This window comes from Pseudomonas sp. GW456-12-1-14-TSB6 (genome assembly GCF_059424205.1).
This window is the reverse complement of sequence record NZ_JBWKZE010000048.1, coordinates 1-20362: the sequence shown is the minus strand read 5'-3', so window position 1 is coordinate 20362 and position 20362 is coordinate 1. Positions and strand designations below refer to the sequence as shown.

The 20362-nt window shown below is 64.0% G+C and carries 9 protein-coding genes; 7 read left to right on the top strand and 2 right to left on the bottom strand.

All coding sequences use genetic code 11. The features are described from left to right. Positions 1-54 precede the first annotated feature (54 nt). From AC07Y2_RS27530 to AC07Y2_RS27520, 3 genes are all read left to right on the top strand, one after another. Positions 55-843: an AraC family transcriptional regulator gene (locus AC07Y2_RS27530; RefSeq protein ID WP_007958997.1), complete on the top strand. Its 789-nt coding sequence runs from the start codon at positions 55-57 to the stop codon at positions 841-843. 88 nt (positions 844-931) lie between these two features. Next, complete coding sequence (locus AC07Y2_RS27525; protein WP_074689141.1) at positions 932-1105, top strand: DUF1427 family protein; 174 nt, start codon at positions 932-934, stop codon at positions 1103-1105. Positions 1106-1136: 31 nt separating this feature from the next. Beyond that, the gene (locus AC07Y2_RS27520) at positions 1137-2093 is read left to right on the top strand and encodes a quinone oxidoreductase family protein (RefSeq protein ID WP_103387343.1); all 957 of its coding nucleotides are present in this window, start codon (positions 1137-1139) and stop codon (positions 2091-2093) included. Positions 2094-2232: 139 nt separating this feature from the next. On the opposite strand, the gene AC07Y2_RS27515 is transcribed toward AC07Y2_RS27520, so the two are convergent. After that, entirely contained in the window at positions 2233-2610 is a 378-nt protein-coding gene (locus AC07Y2_RS27515; RefSeq protein ID WP_103387342.1) for a DUF6124 family protein, read from the bottom strand. A gap of 487 nt (positions 2611-3097) precedes the next feature. Next, positions 3098-4057, bottom strand: coding sequence for a nucleoside-specific channel-forming protein Tsx (locus tag AC07Y2_RS27510; RefSeq protein ID WP_103387341.1), 960 nt, complete (start codon positions 4055-4057; stop codon positions 3098-3100). A 409-nt stretch (positions 4058-4466) separates the two neighbouring features. Between AC07Y2_RS27510 and AC07Y2_RS27505 the strand changes: the two genes are divergently transcribed. The 4 genes from AC07Y2_RS27505 to AC07Y2_RS27490 all read left to right on the top strand — a co-directional run. Next, positions 4467-14990 (top strand): autotransporter-associated beta strand repeat-containing protein, encoded by a 10524-nt coding sequence (locus tag AC07Y2_RS27505; RefSeq protein ID WP_103387340.1) that lies wholly within the window; start codon positions 4467-4469, stop codon positions 14988-14990. A 232-nt stretch (positions 14991-15222) separates the two neighbouring features. Continuing rightward, complete coding sequence (locus AC07Y2_RS27500) at positions 15223-17226, top strand: type VI secretion system Vgr family protein (RefSeq protein ID WP_103387339.1); 2004 nt, start codon at positions 15223-15225, stop codon at positions 17224-17226. Then, the gene (locus AC07Y2_RS27495) at positions 17223-18089 is read left to right on the top strand and encodes a DUF4123 domain-containing protein (protein ID WP_103387338.1); all 867 of its coding nucleotides are present in this window, start codon (positions 17223-17225) and stop codon (positions 18087-18089) included. Before AC07Y2_RS27500 ends, AC07Y2_RS27495 begins: the two co-directional genes overlap by 4 nt. Then, positions 18086-20362 (top strand): toxin VasX (locus AC07Y2_RS27490; protein ID WP_331460099.1); only part of this gene is annotated, 2277 nt, incomplete at its 3' end. The genes AC07Y2_RS27495 and AC07Y2_RS27490, both read left to right, overlap by 4 nt.

Genomic DNA, 20362 nt, shown 5'->3' with positions numbered 1-20362 from the left:
AATGGCGAGGTCCCGGTCGGACTGGTTACCATGGCGCTTCGCCAACCCCGATGAATGTTCGCCATGGCCCTCGCTGCGCCCCCTGATCTGAGTGATACCGATGTGCCGGTGCAACCGCTGGCGCGCACGTATCCGCGTGGTTTGTTCATCGAGCCGCATGAGCATGTCTGGGGGCAGTTGCTGTACGCGATGAGCGGCGTAATGTGGGTCGAGACGCCCCACGAGGCGCTGGTGGTGCCGCCGCAGCGGGCGGTGTGGTTGCCGCCGGGGGTGCCGCACGGGATTCGGGTGGTGTCGGATTTGCAGATGCGCAATATCTACCTGCGCCCGGCGCTGGCGGCGACGCTGGATGAGACCGTGCAGGTGATTGAGGTCGGTGGTTTGCTACGCGAGTTGATCGTCGGACTTGTGGCGCAGGGCGACAGCGGCGATGCCGAGTACTACGAGGCACTGGTCGGGCTGGCGCTGCTGGAGCTGAAACGCGCAAGGCGTTCACAGCTGAAGATCCCGTTGCCGGACGATGCCGACCGGCGGTTGATGAGTCTGTGTCAGGCGGTGATGGCCGCGCCGTCGCTGGACATTCCTTTTGAACAACATGCCGAAAACGCCGGGGCCAGCGTGCGCACCCTGGCGCGTTTGTTCAAGGAAGGGCTGGGCATGGGCTTTGCCGAGTGGCGGCGGCAGGTGCAGTTGGCGACGGCGGTGGCGGAGTTGATCCAGGGCGTGCCGGTCAGCGCGATTGCCCGTGAGCTGGGTTATTCGCCGAGCAGTTTCAGCGACATGTTCCGTCGGGAGCTGGGAGTTGCGCCTTCGCAGTTCGATGGCGGGCCGCTTGCCGGCTGATTTGGCAGAAATTCAGAAGTCCTTGGCCGATGCCGGTCGCCGCCTTTCCCTAGACTTTGCCCATTCCTTTTTGTGGCGGAGTGATCCCATGAATTACCTGATTTCACTGGCCGTCGGTCTGGGTGTCGGCCTGCTGTATGGCGCGCTGGATGTCCGTTCGCCGGCGCCGCCGGCCATCGCGCTGGTGGGCCTGTTGGGCATGCTCGCGGGCGAGCAGTTGTGGCCGATGGGCCGGCAACTGGTCAGTGGCTGGCTGTCCTGAATTCTGTCTTTTCCCTTCGGTGGAGATTTCCATGAAAGCATTGCAATTCGATAAAACCGGCGACCTGTCGTCCCTGCGCTTCGTCGAGGTGCCGACGCCGGTGCCGGGCACTGACGAGGTGCTGGTGCAGATCAAGGCCGCGGGCCTCAATCCCAGCGACGTGAAGAATGTGCTCGGGCGTTTTCCGTACACCACGCTGCCGCGTATTCCCGGTCGGGATTTTGCCGGTGTGGTGGTCGAAGGGCCGCAGGCGTTGATCGGCCAGGAGGTCTGGGGCACCGGGCGTGAGCTGGGCTTTTTCGCCGATGGCTCCCATGCGCAGTTCGTCAAATTGCCGGCCAACGGCGTGGCGCACAAGCCTTCGCATTTGAGTTTCACCCAGGCCGCCAGCCTCGGCGTGCCTTACACCACGGCGTGGGATGCGCTGGAACGCAGCCTGGTCAGTGCCGAAACCCGTTTGCTGGTGATCGGCGGCGGGGCGGTGGCGACGGCGGCGCTGGCGCTGGCCAAAGTGCGCGGCGCGCAGTTGCTGGCGGCGGCGCGGCGGCCGGAGCAGGTCAAGGATTTGCAGGCGCAGGGTTATCAGACGATTCAGCTGGATAAACCCGAGGATCTGGGCGCGCAAGTCAACGCGGTGTATCGCGGCGGTGCCGACGTGATCTTCGACACCACCGGTTTCTGGCTGCCGGCCTCGGTGGCGGCATTGGCGACCTTCGGGCGGATCGCGATCATCGCCGCGCCAGTCGATGGGCATGTGCAACTGCCGGCGCTGGCGCTGTATCGCAAGGGCGGTTCGGTGGTCGGCATCAACTCGTTGCTGTATGGCGTTGAAGCCTGTGCGGCGATGCTGGAACAGTTCGGCCGGTTCTTCGACGAAGACCTGCTGCCACTGCCGCAAGGGCTGGTCGAAGCGCCGCTGGCCGAAGGGCTGGCGCGGTATGCCGATGTGAATCAGGGCAGCGGTGACAAGGTCATCCTGATTCCCTGAGCGACACCAATGCATTAGATCGTTCCCACGCTCTGCGTGGGAATGCCTCAATGGACGCTCTGCGTCCGCTCTTTGGGACGCGGAGCGTCCCGGGCTGCATTCCCACGCAGAGCGTGGGAACGATCAGTCGATCAATCGATCAGGCTGCAGCGGACGCCTCAGTCTTCACTTCCAGATTATCCAGCACCCGATTCACCGCCAGCTCACCCAGCATGATCAGTTGCGCAATCCCCAACAGCACATGCCGCTGCGGGCCATCCACCAGCCCGGCGAAGTCATTGGCCATCACCTTGGCCGAGGTCAGAGTTTCGCAGGCGTCGGCCAGCAGTTCTTCGTTGTCGATGCCGGGGGCGATGAGGTAGCGGGTGTTGTGTTTGAGCAGGGGGTTTCGGGGGAGCAGTGGATTGAGATAGTGATCGAGGGCGCGTTCGGCGGCTTCGTGGAATTTCTTGGAGTCGAGGGTTTCGTAGGGCGAGGTGGGGTCGGTTTCGGGTGGATTGGGTGTGGGTTTGATCATGGTGAAGCTCCTATAAGAGTGGAGCCGCCCGGAGCTGTCGCTAAACAGGAAGGTGGCGGCTGTACGCAGGTTAGCGAACCGGTTATAGGCACCCGGCAGACCCGAGGGTCTCCCGCATACAGCCACCATAGCGGAGTTGCAGACGTTGAGCCTGCGACAAAGCATGGAGCGCTGATGCACCTATTTATGATTCGAGTCGCTAAACCCGATCGCTGTTTTTCAGCGACCGCCAAACAATAGAACCCGCCCCCAAGGCGCACAAGCCGGCGGATTCTGGCGGATGCGTAGGCAAAGGCGCAAGGTCGCGTGGCTTTGCGGACATAATCTTCAACACTCTTCAACACTGCGTTGATTTGTGCCCGAAACGACAAAATCCGCCGTCCCGATCAAACGGGGCGGCGGGTTTGTATACCTGATGCGCTGTATTGTTCTGTAGGCGTCAACGCGAGCAGTCTCGCCAGTATGTTCAGCCTTGAAAGGGGCGGGATCAGAACTGATACCCGACCCCCGCGTAATACCCCCAGCCATTGGAACGCGCCCGGAAGTTGCCGTCGCCAAAATTCAGCTCGCTGCCATCCTCCCAGTTGCCGCCGTTGTGGAAATAACGGCCGACCAGGGTGAAGCGCAGGTGGGTGAACGAGTACAGCAACACGTTGGTCGCCACCGTGGCATTGGCAGTGCGCGCCGGATTGTCCTTGTGCAGGTCCGAGCCAAAATCGAAGTTGGTAAAGCCGATGTAAGTCAGCGAAGCGCCGTTGCTGAATGTGTCGATCGGCACGATGTACTTGAGCTGCGCGCGGTAGCCGTCCCACGAATATTCGTTGCTGGCGCCGTAGTTTTCCCACTGGTAGCGCCCGTACAGGTTGGCCGACAGATTGACCCGCGAATGGGTGTCGATGTCGGTGCCCAAGCCGCTGTACAGCGTGTTGGCGCGGTTCTCTTTGCGGCTGCCGTGATCGTAGATCCAGTCGAACGCCACGTACCATTCCTTGAACGGCCCGATGGCCAGGCTGCGACCGGCGAGGTAGTCGATGGAGATGCGCGGCTCGTGCTCCATGAACACCGGCGAGCCATGGTCCCACACGCCTTTGTCGTGGCTGTTGCCGATGTTGAAGATCTTCGGGATATCGATGTAGCCGTACAGCTCGAACGGGCCCTTGCGCCCGAAGTACTCGTATTCCAGGTAGATGTCATCGGCCGGTTGCGGGCCGAAGCTGATGTCCTTGCTGCCGATCAGCATCAGGTCCTGGTTGTACCAGTCCGACAGGTACGCACCTTTTTTTGGCGGGCTGGCTTCGGGGCTGAGGGCTTCACCTTGGGCGGATTCATCGGGCAAGACCGGTTGCGCCAGCGCGGTGTGGCTGAGAACTCCGGTAACGCCGGCCAGTAGCAGGGAAACAGCAAAAGTGCGCGCACCGCGAAGGCGGTGGCAGGAAAAAGCGTGCATTCAAAGTCCTTTTTGCGGATCAAGGCCCGGAATCACGGGCCTGTACGGTTTTGTAACGAAAATGCGGTCAACAGCGACTCGCAAACGTTTGCACAAGCCATACCAGTTTCCCAAGCCGCTGAAAAATCGATTGATTCGCGGGTTAACCTGGCGACTCGATCAACGCCCCCTCAAAGCGCCTGCAATCGTCCTCAAGCCCTTGCTCAGAACGGTCGGAAGTATCGACGCAGGGCCTTATCGCACAAAAGTATTAACACTATTTAACCGATGCTCCATCGCAGGGCATCAACTAGCGTGTGTCTGGAACAGGACGGTTTATCTGATGACCGTCATACGCTTGATACGCGTGTTGGATCTTGCCGCTGTTACACGCCTTCAAGGACGAAATCGGCCACGAAAGGAGTAGCCCGTGGAAGCAAGGTTTGGTGTCGCCCTCGTTTCGCGTTTTTCCCCACTGTCCCTTGCTGTGCATCTGAGTGTCGCCGGGTTGCTGTTTGGCGGTGTCAGTGAGCAGGCATTCGCCACCTGTTCGGCGGCGGGCTCCACGATTACCTGTTCGGGCGTTCCGAGCCTGCCGCTGTTTCTCAATGACTACAGCAGTGCCACCAGCGGCCTGACGGTCAACGTCAACTCGGGCGCGCAGATGAATGCGACGCTGGGCGGCAAAGTCATCAACCTGACCGGGGCCAATATCACCCTGAACAACTCCGGCACCGTCGACCCGGCCTTGCTGGGCCTGGTGTCGATCCTCAGTGGCGGTGCATTCATCGGCACCGGCGCGACCAGCACGGTCAGCGTGGTCAACAATGCCAGCGGGATCATGCGTGGCACGGGGATGTTGCTCGGCCTCAACCTGACCAGCATTGACGGCCTGGCTATCGGCGTGAACAACGCGGCGGCGGGTACCACGACCATTACCAACAACGGCACCATTACGTCTACCGGGCTGTCGGTCGGCGGCATCACCCTGGCCGATACCCCGGTGGTCGGGGTGTATGGCGGTTCGCAAGTCAACATGACCAACAGTGCCAGCGGCACGATCAACGGCCGGATCGCGTTCGAGACGTCGGCAGCAGGCAACACCTTCACCAACGCCGGTAACATCACCGGCGGTGTGTCGATGGGGGCGGGCAGCACCAACACCTTCTACGCGATCACCGGGTCCAGCGTTAACGTCGGTGACGGTGTGCAAGTGTCCGTCGGCCTCGGTGGCCTGGTCGGCATCAACTTGACCTTCGCCCCGACCGGCACCATCGATGGCGGCGCGGGGGGCACCAACACGCTGATCCTGCAAAACCCGATCGGCGTCGGTGGTGGCGTCACCGGGACCGGCACCGCGTCCAGCGCGACCTACGTCAACTTCAACAACCTGACCCTCAACAGCGGCACCTGGACCTTGCAGGGGCCGTTGGTCAGCGGGGCGACCACCCTCAATGGCGGTGTCGCGCAGTTCAACGACAACGCCGCGTTCGGCAGCGGTGTGCTGACGTCCAACGGCGGGATTCTTCAGGCCAGCAATGCCGGTTTGTCGCTGGCCAACCAGATCAGTCTGGGCGCCGGTGGCCTGACCCTGCAGGGCATCAACGGCACGACCCTCAACGGCGTGATTTCCGGTACTGGCGGCCTGACCAAGATCGGCAGCGGTCAGCTCAACCTCAACGGCATCAATACCTACACCGGCAACACCGTGCTCAACGGCGGGGTGGTGCTGGTGGGCAACAACCAGGCGTTCAGCACCGGCGGCATCACCGTTGACGGCGCTTCGAGCATCTCGGCAACGACGCCGATTTCGCTGGCCAACGCGATCACGCTTAACAGCACCCTGACCGCAACCGGCACCGGAGCGCTGACCCTGGGCGGGGTGATCAGCGGTACCAGCAACCTGACCAAGACCGGCAGCGGCAGCCTGACCCTCAACGGCATCAACACCTACACCGGGAACACCAGCCTCAGCGCCGGCACCTTGCGCGTCGGCAACAACAACGCGCTGGGCACCGGTGTACTCAACACCAGCAACGGCACCAGCCTCGACAGCACCGGCAACGTGACCCTGGCCAATAACGTCGGCATCACCGGTGCGTTAAACGTGCTCGGCAGCAATGCCCTGACCCTGGCCGGCATCGTCTCCGGCACCGGCGCGATCACCAAAAGCGGCAGCGCCAGCCTGACCCTGACCGGCAACAACACCAACAGCGGCACCACCGCGCTCAATGGCGGCAGCTTGCTCGTCGGCAGCAACACCGCCCTCGGCACGGGCGCGTTGAACGCAGCGGCCGGCACTACGCTGGATGCGACCACCGCCGTGACCCTGGCCAACGCGGTGGCGCTGGCGGCGGATCTTACCATCGGCGGTACTCAGGCGCTGGGCTTGAGCGGGGTCATCAGCGGCGCCGGCAATCTGATCAAGAACGGCACCGCAAACCTGACCCTCAGCGGCAACAACACCTTCTCCGGCGGCACGGCACTGAATGCCGGGACGCTGATCGTCGGCTCCAACACCGCGCTGGGCACCGGCGCACTGACCACGGCAGCGGGCACCACCCTCGATGCCAGCACCGCCGTGGCGCTGAGCAACGCGGTCGCCCTCGGCGGTAACCTGAACATCGGTGGCAGCGCCAACCTGACCCTCGGCGGCGTGGTCAGCGGCAGCGGCGGGCTGACCAAGAACGGCGCGGCGAACCTGATTCTCAACGGCACCAATACGTTCCTTGGTGCTGTTGCGTTGAACGCGGGCACCATCACAGCGGGTGCCAACGCTGCGCTGGGCAGTGGCAATATCACCGTCGGCGGCGCGGCGACCCTCGACAGCAATACCGCGGTGACGCTGAACAACAACGTCATTCTCAACAACAATCTGGGGATCGGCGGCAGCAGTGCACTGACCCTCGGCGGCGTGATCAGCGGCGCCAGCCAGTTGATCAAGAACGGCACGGCCAACCTGACCCTCAACGGCGCCAACACCTTCACCGGCGGCACCGCGCTCAACGCCGGCAGCCTGACCGTCGGAAACGGCGCGGCGCTCGGCACCGGCACGCTGACCGTGGGCGGGGCGGGCGGCACGCTCAACAGCAGCGCCAACGTGACGCTGAACAACGCCATTGCCCTGAACGCCAACCTCACCACCGGTGGCGCCAACCCGCTGACCCTCGGCGGCGTGATCAGTGGCGGCAGCAACCTGATCAAGACCGGTGCTTCGACCCTGACCCTGACCGGCAACAACACCTACACCGGCGCTACTTCGCTGAACGCCGGGACGTTGGTCGTCGGCTCCAACACTGCCCTCGGCACTGGCGTACTCAACGCCGCCAACGGCACCACGCTGGATGCCAGCACCGCGACCAGTCTGGCCAACAACGTCAACCTTGGCGGCAACGTGACCATTGGCGGCAGTAACGCGCTGACCCTCGCGGGCGTGGTCTCAGGTGTCGGTGGCCTGATCAAGAGCGGCCCGGCCGATCTGATCCTCAACGGCGCCAACACCTACTTCGGCAACACCGCGCTGAACGTCGGCAAGCTGATTGTCGGCAGCAACACCGCGCTGGGCAGCGGTGCACTGAACGCAGCGGCCGGCACCACGCTGGATACCAATACCGCCGTCACTCTGGGCAACCAGGTCAACCTCGCCGGGGCGCTCAATGTGGGCGGCAGCGCGGACCTGAGCCTAACCGGAACCGTCGCTGGTGCCGGTAGCCTGGTGAAAGACGGTGCCGCCAACCTGAGCCTCAACGGCACTAACACCTACGTCGGCGGCACCACTCTGAACGCCGGTACGCTGACTGTCGGCAACAGCTCGGCGCTCGGCACCGGCGCCTTGACCGTCGGCGGGGCAGCAACCCTCGACAGCAGTTCGCCGCTGGTCAGCCTGGCCAACGCGGTCGTGCTGAATGCGGCCCTGAGCGTTGGCGGCACACAGAACCTGACCCTCGGCGGTGTGCTCAGTGGCACCGGCCAACTGGTGAAGGACGGGGCGGCCAACCTGACCGTCAACGGCACCAACACCTTCAGCGGCGGCACCACCCTCAACGCCGGCACCCTGACCCTCGGCGCGCCCGGCGCATTGGGCAGCGGCACGCTCACCGTCGGTGGCGCCGCGACGCTGGACAACAGCAGCGCTTTCACCCTCGGCAACAACATCACCCTCGATGCCGGGTTGACGGTGGCCGGCAACAACGGCCTGACCCTCAGCGGCGTGATCGACGGCGCCGGCAGCCTGACCAAAACCGGTCTGGACGACCTGGCCCTCAGCGGCACCAACACCTTCACCGGCGCGCTGAACATTGCCGCCGGCAGCGTCACCACCCTGAGCAGCGGGGCGCTGGGCAACACCTCCGGCGCCAACATCAGCGCCGGCGCCAGCCTCAACCTCGGCAGCAACGCCAGCCTCGACGGCCTGAGCGGCAGCGGCAGCGTGCAGATCGGCGGCGGCAACACATTGACCGTGGGCGGGGTGAGCAGCACCAGCACCTTCGACGGTGACCTCAGCGGCAACGGCGGTCTGACCAAGGTCGGCACCGGCACCCTGAACCTGACCGGGATCAACGGCATCGTCGGCAACACCGCCGTCAACGGCGGCACCCTGAACCTCAGCGGTTCGCTGGCCAGTGCCCAGGTCAACGTCAATACCGGCGCCACCCTCACCGGCAACGGTTCGGCGCTCGGCGCGATGACCATCAACAGCGGCGGTCACCTGGCCCTGTCGTCGGGTAATACACTTTCGGCCGGATCGTTGACGCTCGCGGCCGGCAGCAATGTCGATGCGGCGCTGGGGGCACCTTCGACCACGTCGCTGATGAACGTCGGCGGCAACCTCACCCTCGACGGTAATCTCAACGTCACCGATGCCGGTGGGTTCGGCGTCGGTGTGTATCGTCTGTTCAACTACACCGGAGCCCTGACCAATCTGGGCCTGGACGTTGCCAGCGTGCCGGTCGGTTATGGGCTGGGCGATCTGGTGGTGCAGATCGGGGTCGCCAATCAGATCAACATTCAGGTCTCGGCGCCGAATTCGGACATTCGTTACTGGGATGGCAGCCAGACCATCGCCAACGGCACTGTCGATGGCGGCAGCGGTACCTGGAGCGGCGCCGGCACCAACTGGACCGACGCCAATGGTCTGGTCAATCAGACCTGGGCCGGCGACTTCGCGGTATTCCAGGGCACGGCCGGCACGGTGTCGGTCAACGGCACGCAACTGTTCACCGGCATGCAGTTCCTCACCGATGGCTACAACGTGGTCAACGGCACCTCGGGGCTGCTGACCGCCGTCAACGGTGCCGGCGGCACCACGGCGATGCGCGTTGATCCGGGCGTGACCGCCACAGTCGGCGTGAACATCAACGGCAGCGGCATTCTCAATAAACTCGACAGCGGCACCCTGGTGCTCAATGGCGCCAACAGCTACACCGGCGGCACGCAACTCGATGGCGGCAAAATCGTGGTCGGCAGCAACACCGCGCTGGGCAACGGTGCGTTGATCGCCAATGCCGGCACGCAACTGGACAGCAACACCGCCGTGACCCTGGCCAACGCGGCCACGCTCAACGGTAACCTCACGATCGTTGGCAGCAACGCGCTGACCCTCAACGGCGTGATCAACGGCACCGGCGGGCTGATCAAGAACGGCTCGGCCAACCTGACCCTTGGCGGCAACAACGCCTTCCTCGGCCCGGTGGCATTGAACGCGGGCGGACTGGTTCTGGCGTCGAACAGCGCGCTGGGTTCGGCCACTCTGAACGCGGCGAACGGCACTACCCTGGATGCCGGCAGTGCTGTCACGGCGGGTAACGCGATCAACCTGGCGGGCAACCTCGGCATCGTCGGCAGCAACGATCTGACACTCAGCGGTGCGATCAACGGCGCCGGCAGCCTGACCAAGAACGGCGCGGCCAACCTGATCCTGAGCGGGGCCAACAACTTCCTCGGCGGCGTCACCCTCAACGCCGGCACCCTGACCGCCGGCAGCAACGGCGCCCTCGGTCTGGGCAACCTGACGGTGGCCGGTGCTTCGGCGCTGGACAGCAACACCTCGGTGTCGCTGGGCAACAACGTGGTACTCAACGCCAATCTGACCAACACCGGCAACAGCGACGTGGCCCTCAGCGGCGTGGTCAGCGGCACTGGCGGTTTGATCAAGAACGGCGCCTCCAACCTGATCCTCAACGGCATCAACACCTACAGCGGCGGCACCACGCTGAACGCCGGCACCGTGACCCTCGGCACCGCGGCGGGCCTGGGTTCCGGCGCGGTGACCGTGACGGGCGCGTCGACCCTCGACACCACGGCGCCGCTGGTGCTGGCCAACAACCTCAACGTCAATGCCAACCTGAGCGTGGCCGGCAACAACAACCTGACGCTCGGCGGCGTGATCGCCGGGGCGGGCACCCTGACCAAGAACGGTCTGGCCGACCTGACGCTGTCCGGCAACAACACCTTCAGCGGCACCTTCGACGTGCAGTCCGGCAGCCTGACCACCCTGGGCAACTCGGCACTGGGCAGCAACGCCGGAGTCAATCTCGGCAATGCCGCGACGCTGAACCTCGGCGGTTCGGGCAGCCTCGCCAGCCTGACCGGCAGCGGCACCGCATTGATCGGCGGCGGCAACACGCTGAGCATCGGCGGCAACAACGCCAGCAGCATTTTCGGCGGTGTGCTCACCGGCACCGGCGAACTGAGCAAACTCGGCACCGGCACGCTGACCCTGACCGGCCTCAACAGCCTGACCGGCAACACCACGGTCAACGCCGGCACCTTGAATGTCAGCGGCTCGCTGGACAGCGCCAGTGTGCTGGTCAACAGCGGCGGCACCCTGACCGGCGGCGGCTCGCTCGGCGGGGCCGTGACCGTGGCGGATGGCGGTCATCTGGCCGGCGCCACCGGCAGCACCCTGTCGGTGAATTCGCTGGTGTTCAACGCCAACTCCAACTTCGATGTCGGCCTCGGCACACCGGTCTCCGGTGGCGGCAACGCGCTGGTCAACGTCGGCGGTAACCTGACCCTCGACGGCACCCTCAACGTCAGCGACATCGGTGGGTTCGGCAGCGGCGTGTACCGCTTGATCAACTACACCGGCGGCCTGACCGACAACGGCATGCTGATCGGCACCGTGCCGGGCAGCGTCACTCCGGGCGACCTGACCCTGCAAACCGCGCTGGCCAACCAGATCAACCTGCTGGTCACCGCACCGGGCGTCACCGTGCAGTTCTGGGACGGCAACCAACTCGTCGCCAACGGTTCGGTGGATGGCGGCAGCGGCACCTGGGGCACCGGCACCACCAACTGGACCGACGTCAACGGCACCACCAATCAGGCCTGGACCAACAGCTTCGCGGTGTTCCAGGGTACGGCGGGCACCGTCACCGTCAACGGTGCGCAAACCATCACTGGCATGCAGTTCGTCACCGATGGCTACAGCCTGCAGAACGGCACGGCCGGGTCGCTGAATCTGGTCAACGGTTCGCTGGGCAATGCCACCGTGCGGGTCGATCCGAACGTCACCGCGACCGTGGGCGTGGCGCTCAACGGTGCCGGCACACTGGGCAAATACGACACCGGCACTTTGGTGCTCAATGCGGCCAACGGCTACACCGGCGGCACCGCGCTCAATGGCGGCAAGATCGTGGTCGGCAACAACGCGGCCCTCGGCACCGGCGTGTTGACCGCCGCCAACGGCACGGCGCTGGACAGCAACGCAGCGGTCAGTCTGGCCAACGCCGTGGTGCTCAATGGCGGACTCACCGTCGCCGGCTCCAACGCCTTGACCCTCGGCGGAGTGGTCAGCGGCAGCGGCAGTCTGATCAAGACCGGCGCGTCGAGTCTGACCCTCAACGGCAGCAACACGTACAGCGGTGGCACTCAACTGTCTGGCGGCTCGCTGATCCTGGGCAACAACAGCGCGATCAGCAGCGGCGCCCTCAGCGTGCTGGGCAATGGCACCCTCGACAGCACCTCTGCGCTGCAACTGGCCAACGCCATCAACCTGGGTGCGCAACTGACCCTGGCCGGCAACCAGAACACCACCCTGATCGGTGCGATCACCGGCAGCGGCAGCCTGGTGAAAAACGGCAGTGGCGACCTCGTCCTCAGCGGCGCCAACACTTACAACGGCGGCACGACGCTGAACGGCGGCAGCACCCGTGGCGACACCAGCAGCCTGCAAGGCGCCATCGCCAACAACGCGACGCTGACCTTCGAGCAGAACAGCGACGGCAGCTACACCGGCAATCTGACCGGCGCCGGCAACTTGAACAAAACCGGCACCGGTGCCTTGCTGCTGACCGGCAACAACACCTTCACCGGCAACACCGCGGTGCAGGCCGGTTCGCTGAACGTCAACGGTGTGCTCAACAGTGCAAACGTCAACGTTGCGAGCGGGGCGAAAATCGGCGGCAGCGGCGTGTTCGCCGGCGCCGTGCAATTGGCCAACGGTGCGACGCTGACGGGTGGCGGCGCTGCAACGCCGTTGTCGGTCGGTTCGCTGGCGTTGTCTTCGGGCACCAACCTGGACTTCACCCTCGGCTCGGCCGCCAGTTCCACAACCGTGGTCAACGTCGCCGGCAACCTGACCCTCGACGGCACGCTGAACATCAGCAACGCCGGCGGCTTCGGCACCGGGGTCTATCAACTGTTCAGCTACGGCGGCAGCCTGACCAACAACGGACTGGTCTACGGCAGCCTGCCGGTGTCGGCGGCCAACCTGACCCTGCAGACCGCGCTGGCCAATCAGGTCAACCTGCTGGTGCAGAACACACCGGGTGAAGTGCAGTTCTGGAACGGCGGCACCACCAATCCGGACGGCAGCATCGGTGGCGGCAGCGGCGTGTGGGGGCCGGGCACCAACTGGACCGATCCGAGCGGTACCCAGGCGTTGGCGTCGAACGGTCAGTTCGCCGTGTTCGGCGGGCAGAGCGGGACGGTCACCGTGCAAGGCAATCAGAACTTTACCGGGTTGCAGTTCCTCTCCAGCGGTTACAGCCTGGTTCCAGGCGCCGGCGGTACGCTGACCCCGGTCAACGGCCCGGGCGGCAGCCTCGCGCCGGTGCGGGTGAATGCCGGTGGCAGCGCGGAAATCTCCGCACCGCTGGTGGGCAGTGGCGGTATCGAGAAGCTCGATTCCGGCACTCTGGTCCTCAGCGGCGCCAACACCTACAGCGGCGGGACCACGGTCAGCGGCGGTACGCTGATCGGTAATACCACCAGCCTGCAAGGCAACATCCTCAACAACGCCTCGCTGGTGTTCCAGCAGAACGCCAACGGCCAGTTCAACGGTCGCCTCAGCGGTGTTGGCGCCCTGGCCAAACGCGGTGCCGCGCGCTTGCTGCTGACCGGTGATCAGCCCTTCAGCGGCACCGTGGCGGTGGATCAGGGCGTGCTGCAAGTCGGCAGCCGTGCGGCGCGGGCCTCGCTTGCCGGGCAGGTCACCGTGGCCAATGGCGCGGGCCTGAGCGGTAATGGCAGCGTCGGTTCGGTGGTCAACCATGGCGTGGTGGCTTCCGGTGGTGAGGACGGCACCTTGAGTGTCGCCGGCAATCTGACCAACGCCGCTGACGGTGTGCTGGCCCTGACCGTCAGTTCGCCGACGGCTACTCCGCTGGCCGTCGGTGGTACCGCGACCTTGAGTGGTGGTCTGCAGGTCAACAGCCTGGCACCGTTCACCGGCAACACCGTGTACTCGCTGATCACCGCCGGTGGCGGGGTGACCGGCACCTTCAGCGCCGCCGACCTGCCGCAATATGCCTTCCTCGACACGGCGTTGGTGTATGACCCGAACGCGGTGAACCTGTTGGTCAGCCGCAACGGCAACTCGTTCGTCGACGTCGCTGCTACTCGCAACCAGCGCAACACCGCTTCGGCGTTGATGCGCAACGGCGCGGCGGGCAGCGCGTTGCAGGACGAAATCGTCAACCTCAGCGTGGCCGGGGCACGTAACGCCTTCGACAGTCTGTCGGGGGAAATCCATGCCAGCACCGCCAGCGCAGTCCTCGAGGATTCGCGCTACGTGCGGGACGCGGTCAACGACCGTATGCGCCAGCCGTCGTGCAGCGCGCCGGACGATCCACGCCGCGCCCTGGCCCCGAGCGACAACCAACTGAGCAGCAACGGCTGCCACGGCGAAATGGTCGGTTGGGCCCGTGCACTCGGCGCCTGGGGCGAGTCGGACGGCAACAGCAACAGTGCGAAGCTGGATCGCAACCTGAGCGGCTTCATGCTCGGCACCGACAAGCAGCTCGACGACCAATGGCGCGTCGGCATGGCCGCCGGCTACACCCGCAGCGATCTGGACGCCCATGATCGTCGCTCGGATGCCACGGTCGAGAGCTACCACCTGGCGGCGTACCTCAACTCGCAATTCGATGCCCTGGCGGTGCGCCTCGGTGCGGCGTACAGCTGGCACGACATCGAGACCAAACGCGACGTCAGCGTCGGTGCCTACAACGACCGATTGAAGGCCAATTACGACGCGCGCAGCGCCCAGGTGTTCGGTGAAGTCGGCTATGCCATCGAAGCGGCCGGGATTGCCCTGGAACCGTTCGCCGGTCTGGCCTACGTCAACTACGACAGCGACAAGGCCAAGGAGAAAGGCGGGGTGGGGCGTCTGCGCGCCGAGTCCGATCAGGACATCACCTTCTCGACTCTGGGCGTGCGCGCCGGCAAGGTCATCACCCTGGCCAACGGCGGGCAATTCACCCCGCGCGCGGCGCTCGGCTGGCGGCATGCCTTCGGCGACACCAAGCCCGACGCCGACCTGACCTTCATCGACGGCGGCGCCTCGTTCAACACCCAGGGCGTGCCGATTGCCAAGGACAGCGCGGTGGTCGAAGCGGGCGTGGACTTCCAGATCAGCCCGACCGGCAAACTCGGTATCGGTTACTCGGGGCAGTTGTCGAACGAGAGCAACGACCATGCGATGACCATCAGCTTCAGCCTCGGATTCTGATTCAGGAGCGAAGCACTTCAGCCGCCCGCAAGGGCGGTTTTTTTTTGCCAGTTCACAGGCTGCGGCAGTTGCCTTCACCGAAGCTCGGATCTTGCTGTAGGCGTTTGCTGAAGCGGCAGGCTTGTTTCTGGCATCACGGACATGTCCTACATGATTAAACGATTGTCCTGACTGCGTCGAACCGTAGACCCACGCAAAGTCCCGAGCCTGAAAAAGGCACAGGGAAATGTGAATGTTCGGCGCCAGCAAACCGGTTGTATTCAGACTCGATATAGAGGGTTTTTCCCACGACCTTCAGGTGTTCGAATTCCGGGCCAGGGAAGCGCTCAACCAAACCTACCAGGTCGAACTCGAGCTGGTCAGTGAACGCCGCGACCTTGATCTCGAAGCCCTGCTGCACCGGCCAGCCTTTTTGTCATTCTGCCCGGACGGCTCTGGCATTCACGGCCAGATCCATCGAGTCGCGCAAGGTGATTCGGGCACACGCTTGACCCGCTACCAGATTGTTCTGGTGCCCCATCTGGCCTACCTTGCCCATCGTCATAACCAACGAATTTTCCAGCATCAGAGCGTGCCGCAAATCATCGCCCGCGTGTTGAGTGACCATGGCATGCAGCCGGATGCCTGGCGCTTCCAGCTCAGCGCCGAATACCAGCCTCGTCTGTATTGCGTGCAATTTGAAGAGACGGACTTGTTCTTCATTCAGCGCTTGTGTGAGGAGGAGGGACTGCACTTTCATTTTCAGCACAGTCGCGACGGGCACCTGCTGGTATTCGGTGATGATCAGAGCGCTTTCCCCACGCCGGCTGCACCGACGGCTTATGCACAAGGCAGCGGCATGGTTGCCGAAACTGCGGCCATAGACCGCTTCAACGTCCGCCTGGAAACCCGCACCACGCACGTCAGCCGCCGTGATTACCACTTCGAAAAGCCCACCGTGCAACTGGACGCCGAAGCCAAGGAAACGCGGCTTCCAGTGCTTGAGGATTACCGCTTTCCGGGTCAGTTCACTCATCGCGATCGGGGTAGACATCTCAGTCAGCGCGCCCTTGAGCGGCATCGCGCCGATTACCGTCAAGCACAGGGGCGCAGCGATCAGAGCCTGCTGCGCAGTGGCAGCTTCGTCGACATGAGCGAGCACCCACGCAACGATTACAACGGTTTATGGCTGCTGACCAGCGTCGATCATCTTGGCCGACAGCCGCAAGTGCTGGAAGAGTCGGCGACCGATCTTGCTACCGCAGACGACTTCACTCAGGGCTATCGCAACCACTTCGTCGCGACGCCCTGGGACGTCATTTTTCGCCCCGCCCTCGAACACCGTAAACCCCGAATCAACGGCAACCAACATGCCGTGGTGACCGGGCCGCCCGGCGAAGAGATTTACTGCGATGCCTACGGCCGGGTGAAAGTCCAACTGCTGTGGGACCGCGAAGGCCAGCTCAATGAACAATCCAGTTGCTGGTTGCGCGTAGCCACAGGCTGGGCTCATGACCAATACGGCAGCGTGCAGATTCCGCGCGTCGGCATGGAAGTGCTGGTCGGGTTCACCGAGGGGGATCCGGACAAGCCGTTCGTGCTGGGTTGCCTGCCCAACGCCGTGACGCCAGTGCCGCTGGATCTGCCAGCAGAGCAGACCCGCAGTATCTGGCGCAGCCAGAGCAGCCCCGGTGGTGGCGGTTACAACGAGCTGCGCATCGAGGACAAAAAAGGCGCCGAAGAAATCGCCATCCGCGCGCAACGTGACCTTGTCCAGCTCGTGCTCAATGACCAGCGAGTCCAGGTCGACAATCAACGCACCGTGGTCGTTGGCGGCATTGCCAGTCATGAGCTGCACAGCGACGAACACCATCTGACCCACGGCAATCGCCTGACCGAAATCAAGCAGGACGATCATCTGTGGGTGCAGGGCGACCGCCACATTCGGGTCGCCAGCCAACGGCTCAGCGCCGGTCAGCAAATCCACCTCGGGGCCGGTCAGCAAGTGGTCATCGACGGCGGCACCCATGTGACGATCAAGGCCGGCGGGCATTGGTTGACGCTGGGGCCCGAAGGCATTTGCAGCAGCGTGCCGATTCTTCAGGGCGGCGCGCCTGCGCCGGGAATGGCGGCGCAACCTTTGGTGCCGGGGGCGTTGCCGTTGTTGAAAGTGGCATTTGATCCGGTTCAGCAACGCCATGCCCTGCTGTCTACGCGCACTTCGCGTTGTCTGATCTGCGAGGCTGCCCGCGCGTGAGCCTTTCGACCGGTCTGCCCGACGATTTGCCATGGACCCGACACCAGGCCTTTTTGCTGCTGGATGGGGCGACGATCAGTGATCTGCCAACGCGGTTGAAGCAGATTAACCCTTCGGTCAGCACATTGGCTCTGTATGACCAGCCACCCTTCGCGGCACTGCGCGATCTGTCGCCGTTGCTCGTGGCCATCCAGCGGGCTGACGAGCCATTGGCATGGTTCTTCCTGCAACACGCAGCGCAAGAGTGGGGCGTGCTGTTGTTCAGCTGCGCGCCGATGCACAGCGTTGGTGAACACCTGCGCAAACTGCTGAGCGTCGAATTGCCGGCCGGGCAATCGGCGTTGTTGCGGCTGGCCGATGCCGGGGTGGTGCATGCGCTGTATGCCAGTGGCGATCAGCGTCTGTTCGGGCCCTTGACCTGTGTGGCAACGGCGGACTGCGTCAACGATGCCTGGCACGTCCATCGGCCTCGGCAGGCCGAGTGTCCGGAGCTGCCTGTCCCTTATTGTCTGAACCCGGAACAGAACGCGGCGCTGGATCAGGTGGATCGGCGCCGAGCGTTGCTGGATCTGGATGCGCATCTGTTGAAGCACTTTTCCCGATTTCATGTCGGAGAAACCCTGACCCAGCGCTGGCCAACGCTGCAGCAAATGGAAGCCCAGGCCAGCGCGCTTGGCCTGAGCAGCCGATCCGAGTTGTTCAACTTCGCCAACCTGCTGGCGTTGCTCGACAGCCGCGATATCGCCCAACACCCGCAAATCCACCACTTGTTCCACACGCCTTCTCTGCAATCACCGGGCGAGCGCCTCACGCTGGCCGTTGATGTGGCGCAGCGTTGGGCCAGTCAAAGGGAACGCCCATGACCCATCCCGCCATCCTCGACGCTGCCGCCGCCTCGAAAGCCCCCATCGTTGCGCCCGCGGCTTGCCCGCTGCAACAAACCCATGTGCAACTGCTGCCGTTGAGCTACGGCCTGGTGGAAAGAGCGTTCGATCCGGGCACCGAATTGAAATTGCCGTACACCTTGACCGCCCGCCCGCTGGGCATTCGCCGGCTGCGCGATGGCTGGCTGTACATCATCGACAGCCTCAGCGGCGAGTTGTACGAATACCGAATGCTCGACGGTATCGTCACGGCCCTGCTGCACCAGGGCAAACAGGTCAGCGAGGATCAGCGCGCAGCGATTGAAGCGCATCCGGCGCTGATCTTTCCCCGGCAAAGTACGTTGTACGTGACCTTTGCCGAGGTGCAGTGGACGGCGGGCAAGTGCCATCAGGTGCTGGACAGCCGCGAGGAGCGCGAGCACTTCATGCAGGCGGTCGATCTTGCAGCGGTGAACTGTCTGACCGGTGGCGAGCATTTACTCACCGTGGAGCAGACCAGACAGTGGTTGGCGGAGGTGGCCGCCGGCGCGGAACCTGTCGCGGAGGTTGACGCGACGCGGATGCCAACCGTGCAGGTCAGCGACGCTCCCGAGCACGAACGCGAACCTTATCTGTGGGAGCAACCGCGGCGTTTTCGCCCAGCGCACATCGGCGAATTCCTCGGCCGGGTGCGCGGGCCCTATCAGGACGACACGCTGTTTCTGCTGGTCAACGACGATCTGGGTGTGATGCGCGATCTGGCGGAGTATCAGGACACCGTGGTCGGCTGGGTCGATGAGTGGAGCAACACCGGCAACAACGCGCGCGATTATCTGCTCGCCAGCTATATCGAGTCGCTGAGCCAACTGAGCGAGACCGATGTCGACGGATTGGCCAAGACCAGCGAACAGCCGCAGGCCAAAGCCCTGTTTGCCGATCTGGAACAGTTGCCCGAGCCGGATCGCGAGAATACGCGCAAGGCGTTGCTCGATTATTTGAACAAGGGCGGGGATGTCCAGGCCGATGCGCCGGCGCCGCCCGAACTGCAAAAACTGCGCGCTCAGGGTTTTGATGACGGCATGGGACAGAATCGTCTGGCCCCTACGGCTGAGGTGGATCGGCGTTTTTACACGCGCCAGTACTTCGAAGCCGTCGCTCCCCAGGACTTTGTCGAACAGCATCTGGAGACGCTGATCCGCCTCGGCAAGGATCAGGATCGGCGCATCAAAGACGTGCTCGACGGCCCGCTACTCAGCGGTAAACGCGGGATCAACGACCTGATCGACCGCCCGGCGATGGACGAGCGACTGAACCTCCTGCGTGACGACCTCGGTCGCTGGAACCGCCTGCTCGAACGCATCACCGCCGACCGCACGCAACTGCTGGTCGGCGGACGCTTCCATCGTTCGGCCTGGTACTACGACGCGCAAGTGGCGGCACAACTCCATCAGGCCCTCAGCGCCGAATACGCCTGCCTCAAGGACCTGTGCCGCAGCGACGAAGCCAGCGAAAAAATGCTCGGTTATCTGGAGGAACACCCGGAACTGACCCGAACGGTCTTCTACACCTTGCCGCTGCGCCTGCAATCGGAGCAGAGCGGGCAATACTCAACGCTGTTCAACGCCCTTATGGCCACGTTCAACAACCTGCCGGACTGGCTGGCCAGGCTGAAAAGGATCGAACAACCGCAACTGCCGGCCCTCGATGAAATGCCCGAACACACCCGCGTCGTCGCGGCGGCGGTGCAGGACACCTACAGCCCGGCATTGAACCTGGGCCTGAACCGCGTGCTGGAAGGCTTCGACCTCTCGGCCGAAAAAATCCCCGACCTCGATGAACTGTTCCAGCGCCTGCCCAAAGCACTGCGCCTGCGCCTGTTCGACGCGGCAAAAACCAGCGGCGTGACCTTCACCGTCGCCAGCCCGGCTGAGCAGTCCGCGCTGCAAACGGTGATCAAGGAGGTTCTGCGCGAACGCGAATACCTCACGACCCTCAACCGCGAACGCAACCAGATCACCCACAACAAGAATCGTCAGGGGCACAAGACGGCGAGAGCGGTGGAGCTGCAGGAAGAGATCGTGCGGGTGCGGGCGCAATTGACGCAGATCGAAGGGCGATTGGCGGCAGCGTTAAGCCCGATTGAAGAACTGCCGGACCGCTCGGCCCGGTTGTACGGCGCGACGCCTGCGAGGGCAGGGGTGACGGTGGTGTTTCCGCCGGCGCAGCAGCAGGAACTGCGCGGGTTGTTGGGGAATATCCGGGCGGGATTGGGC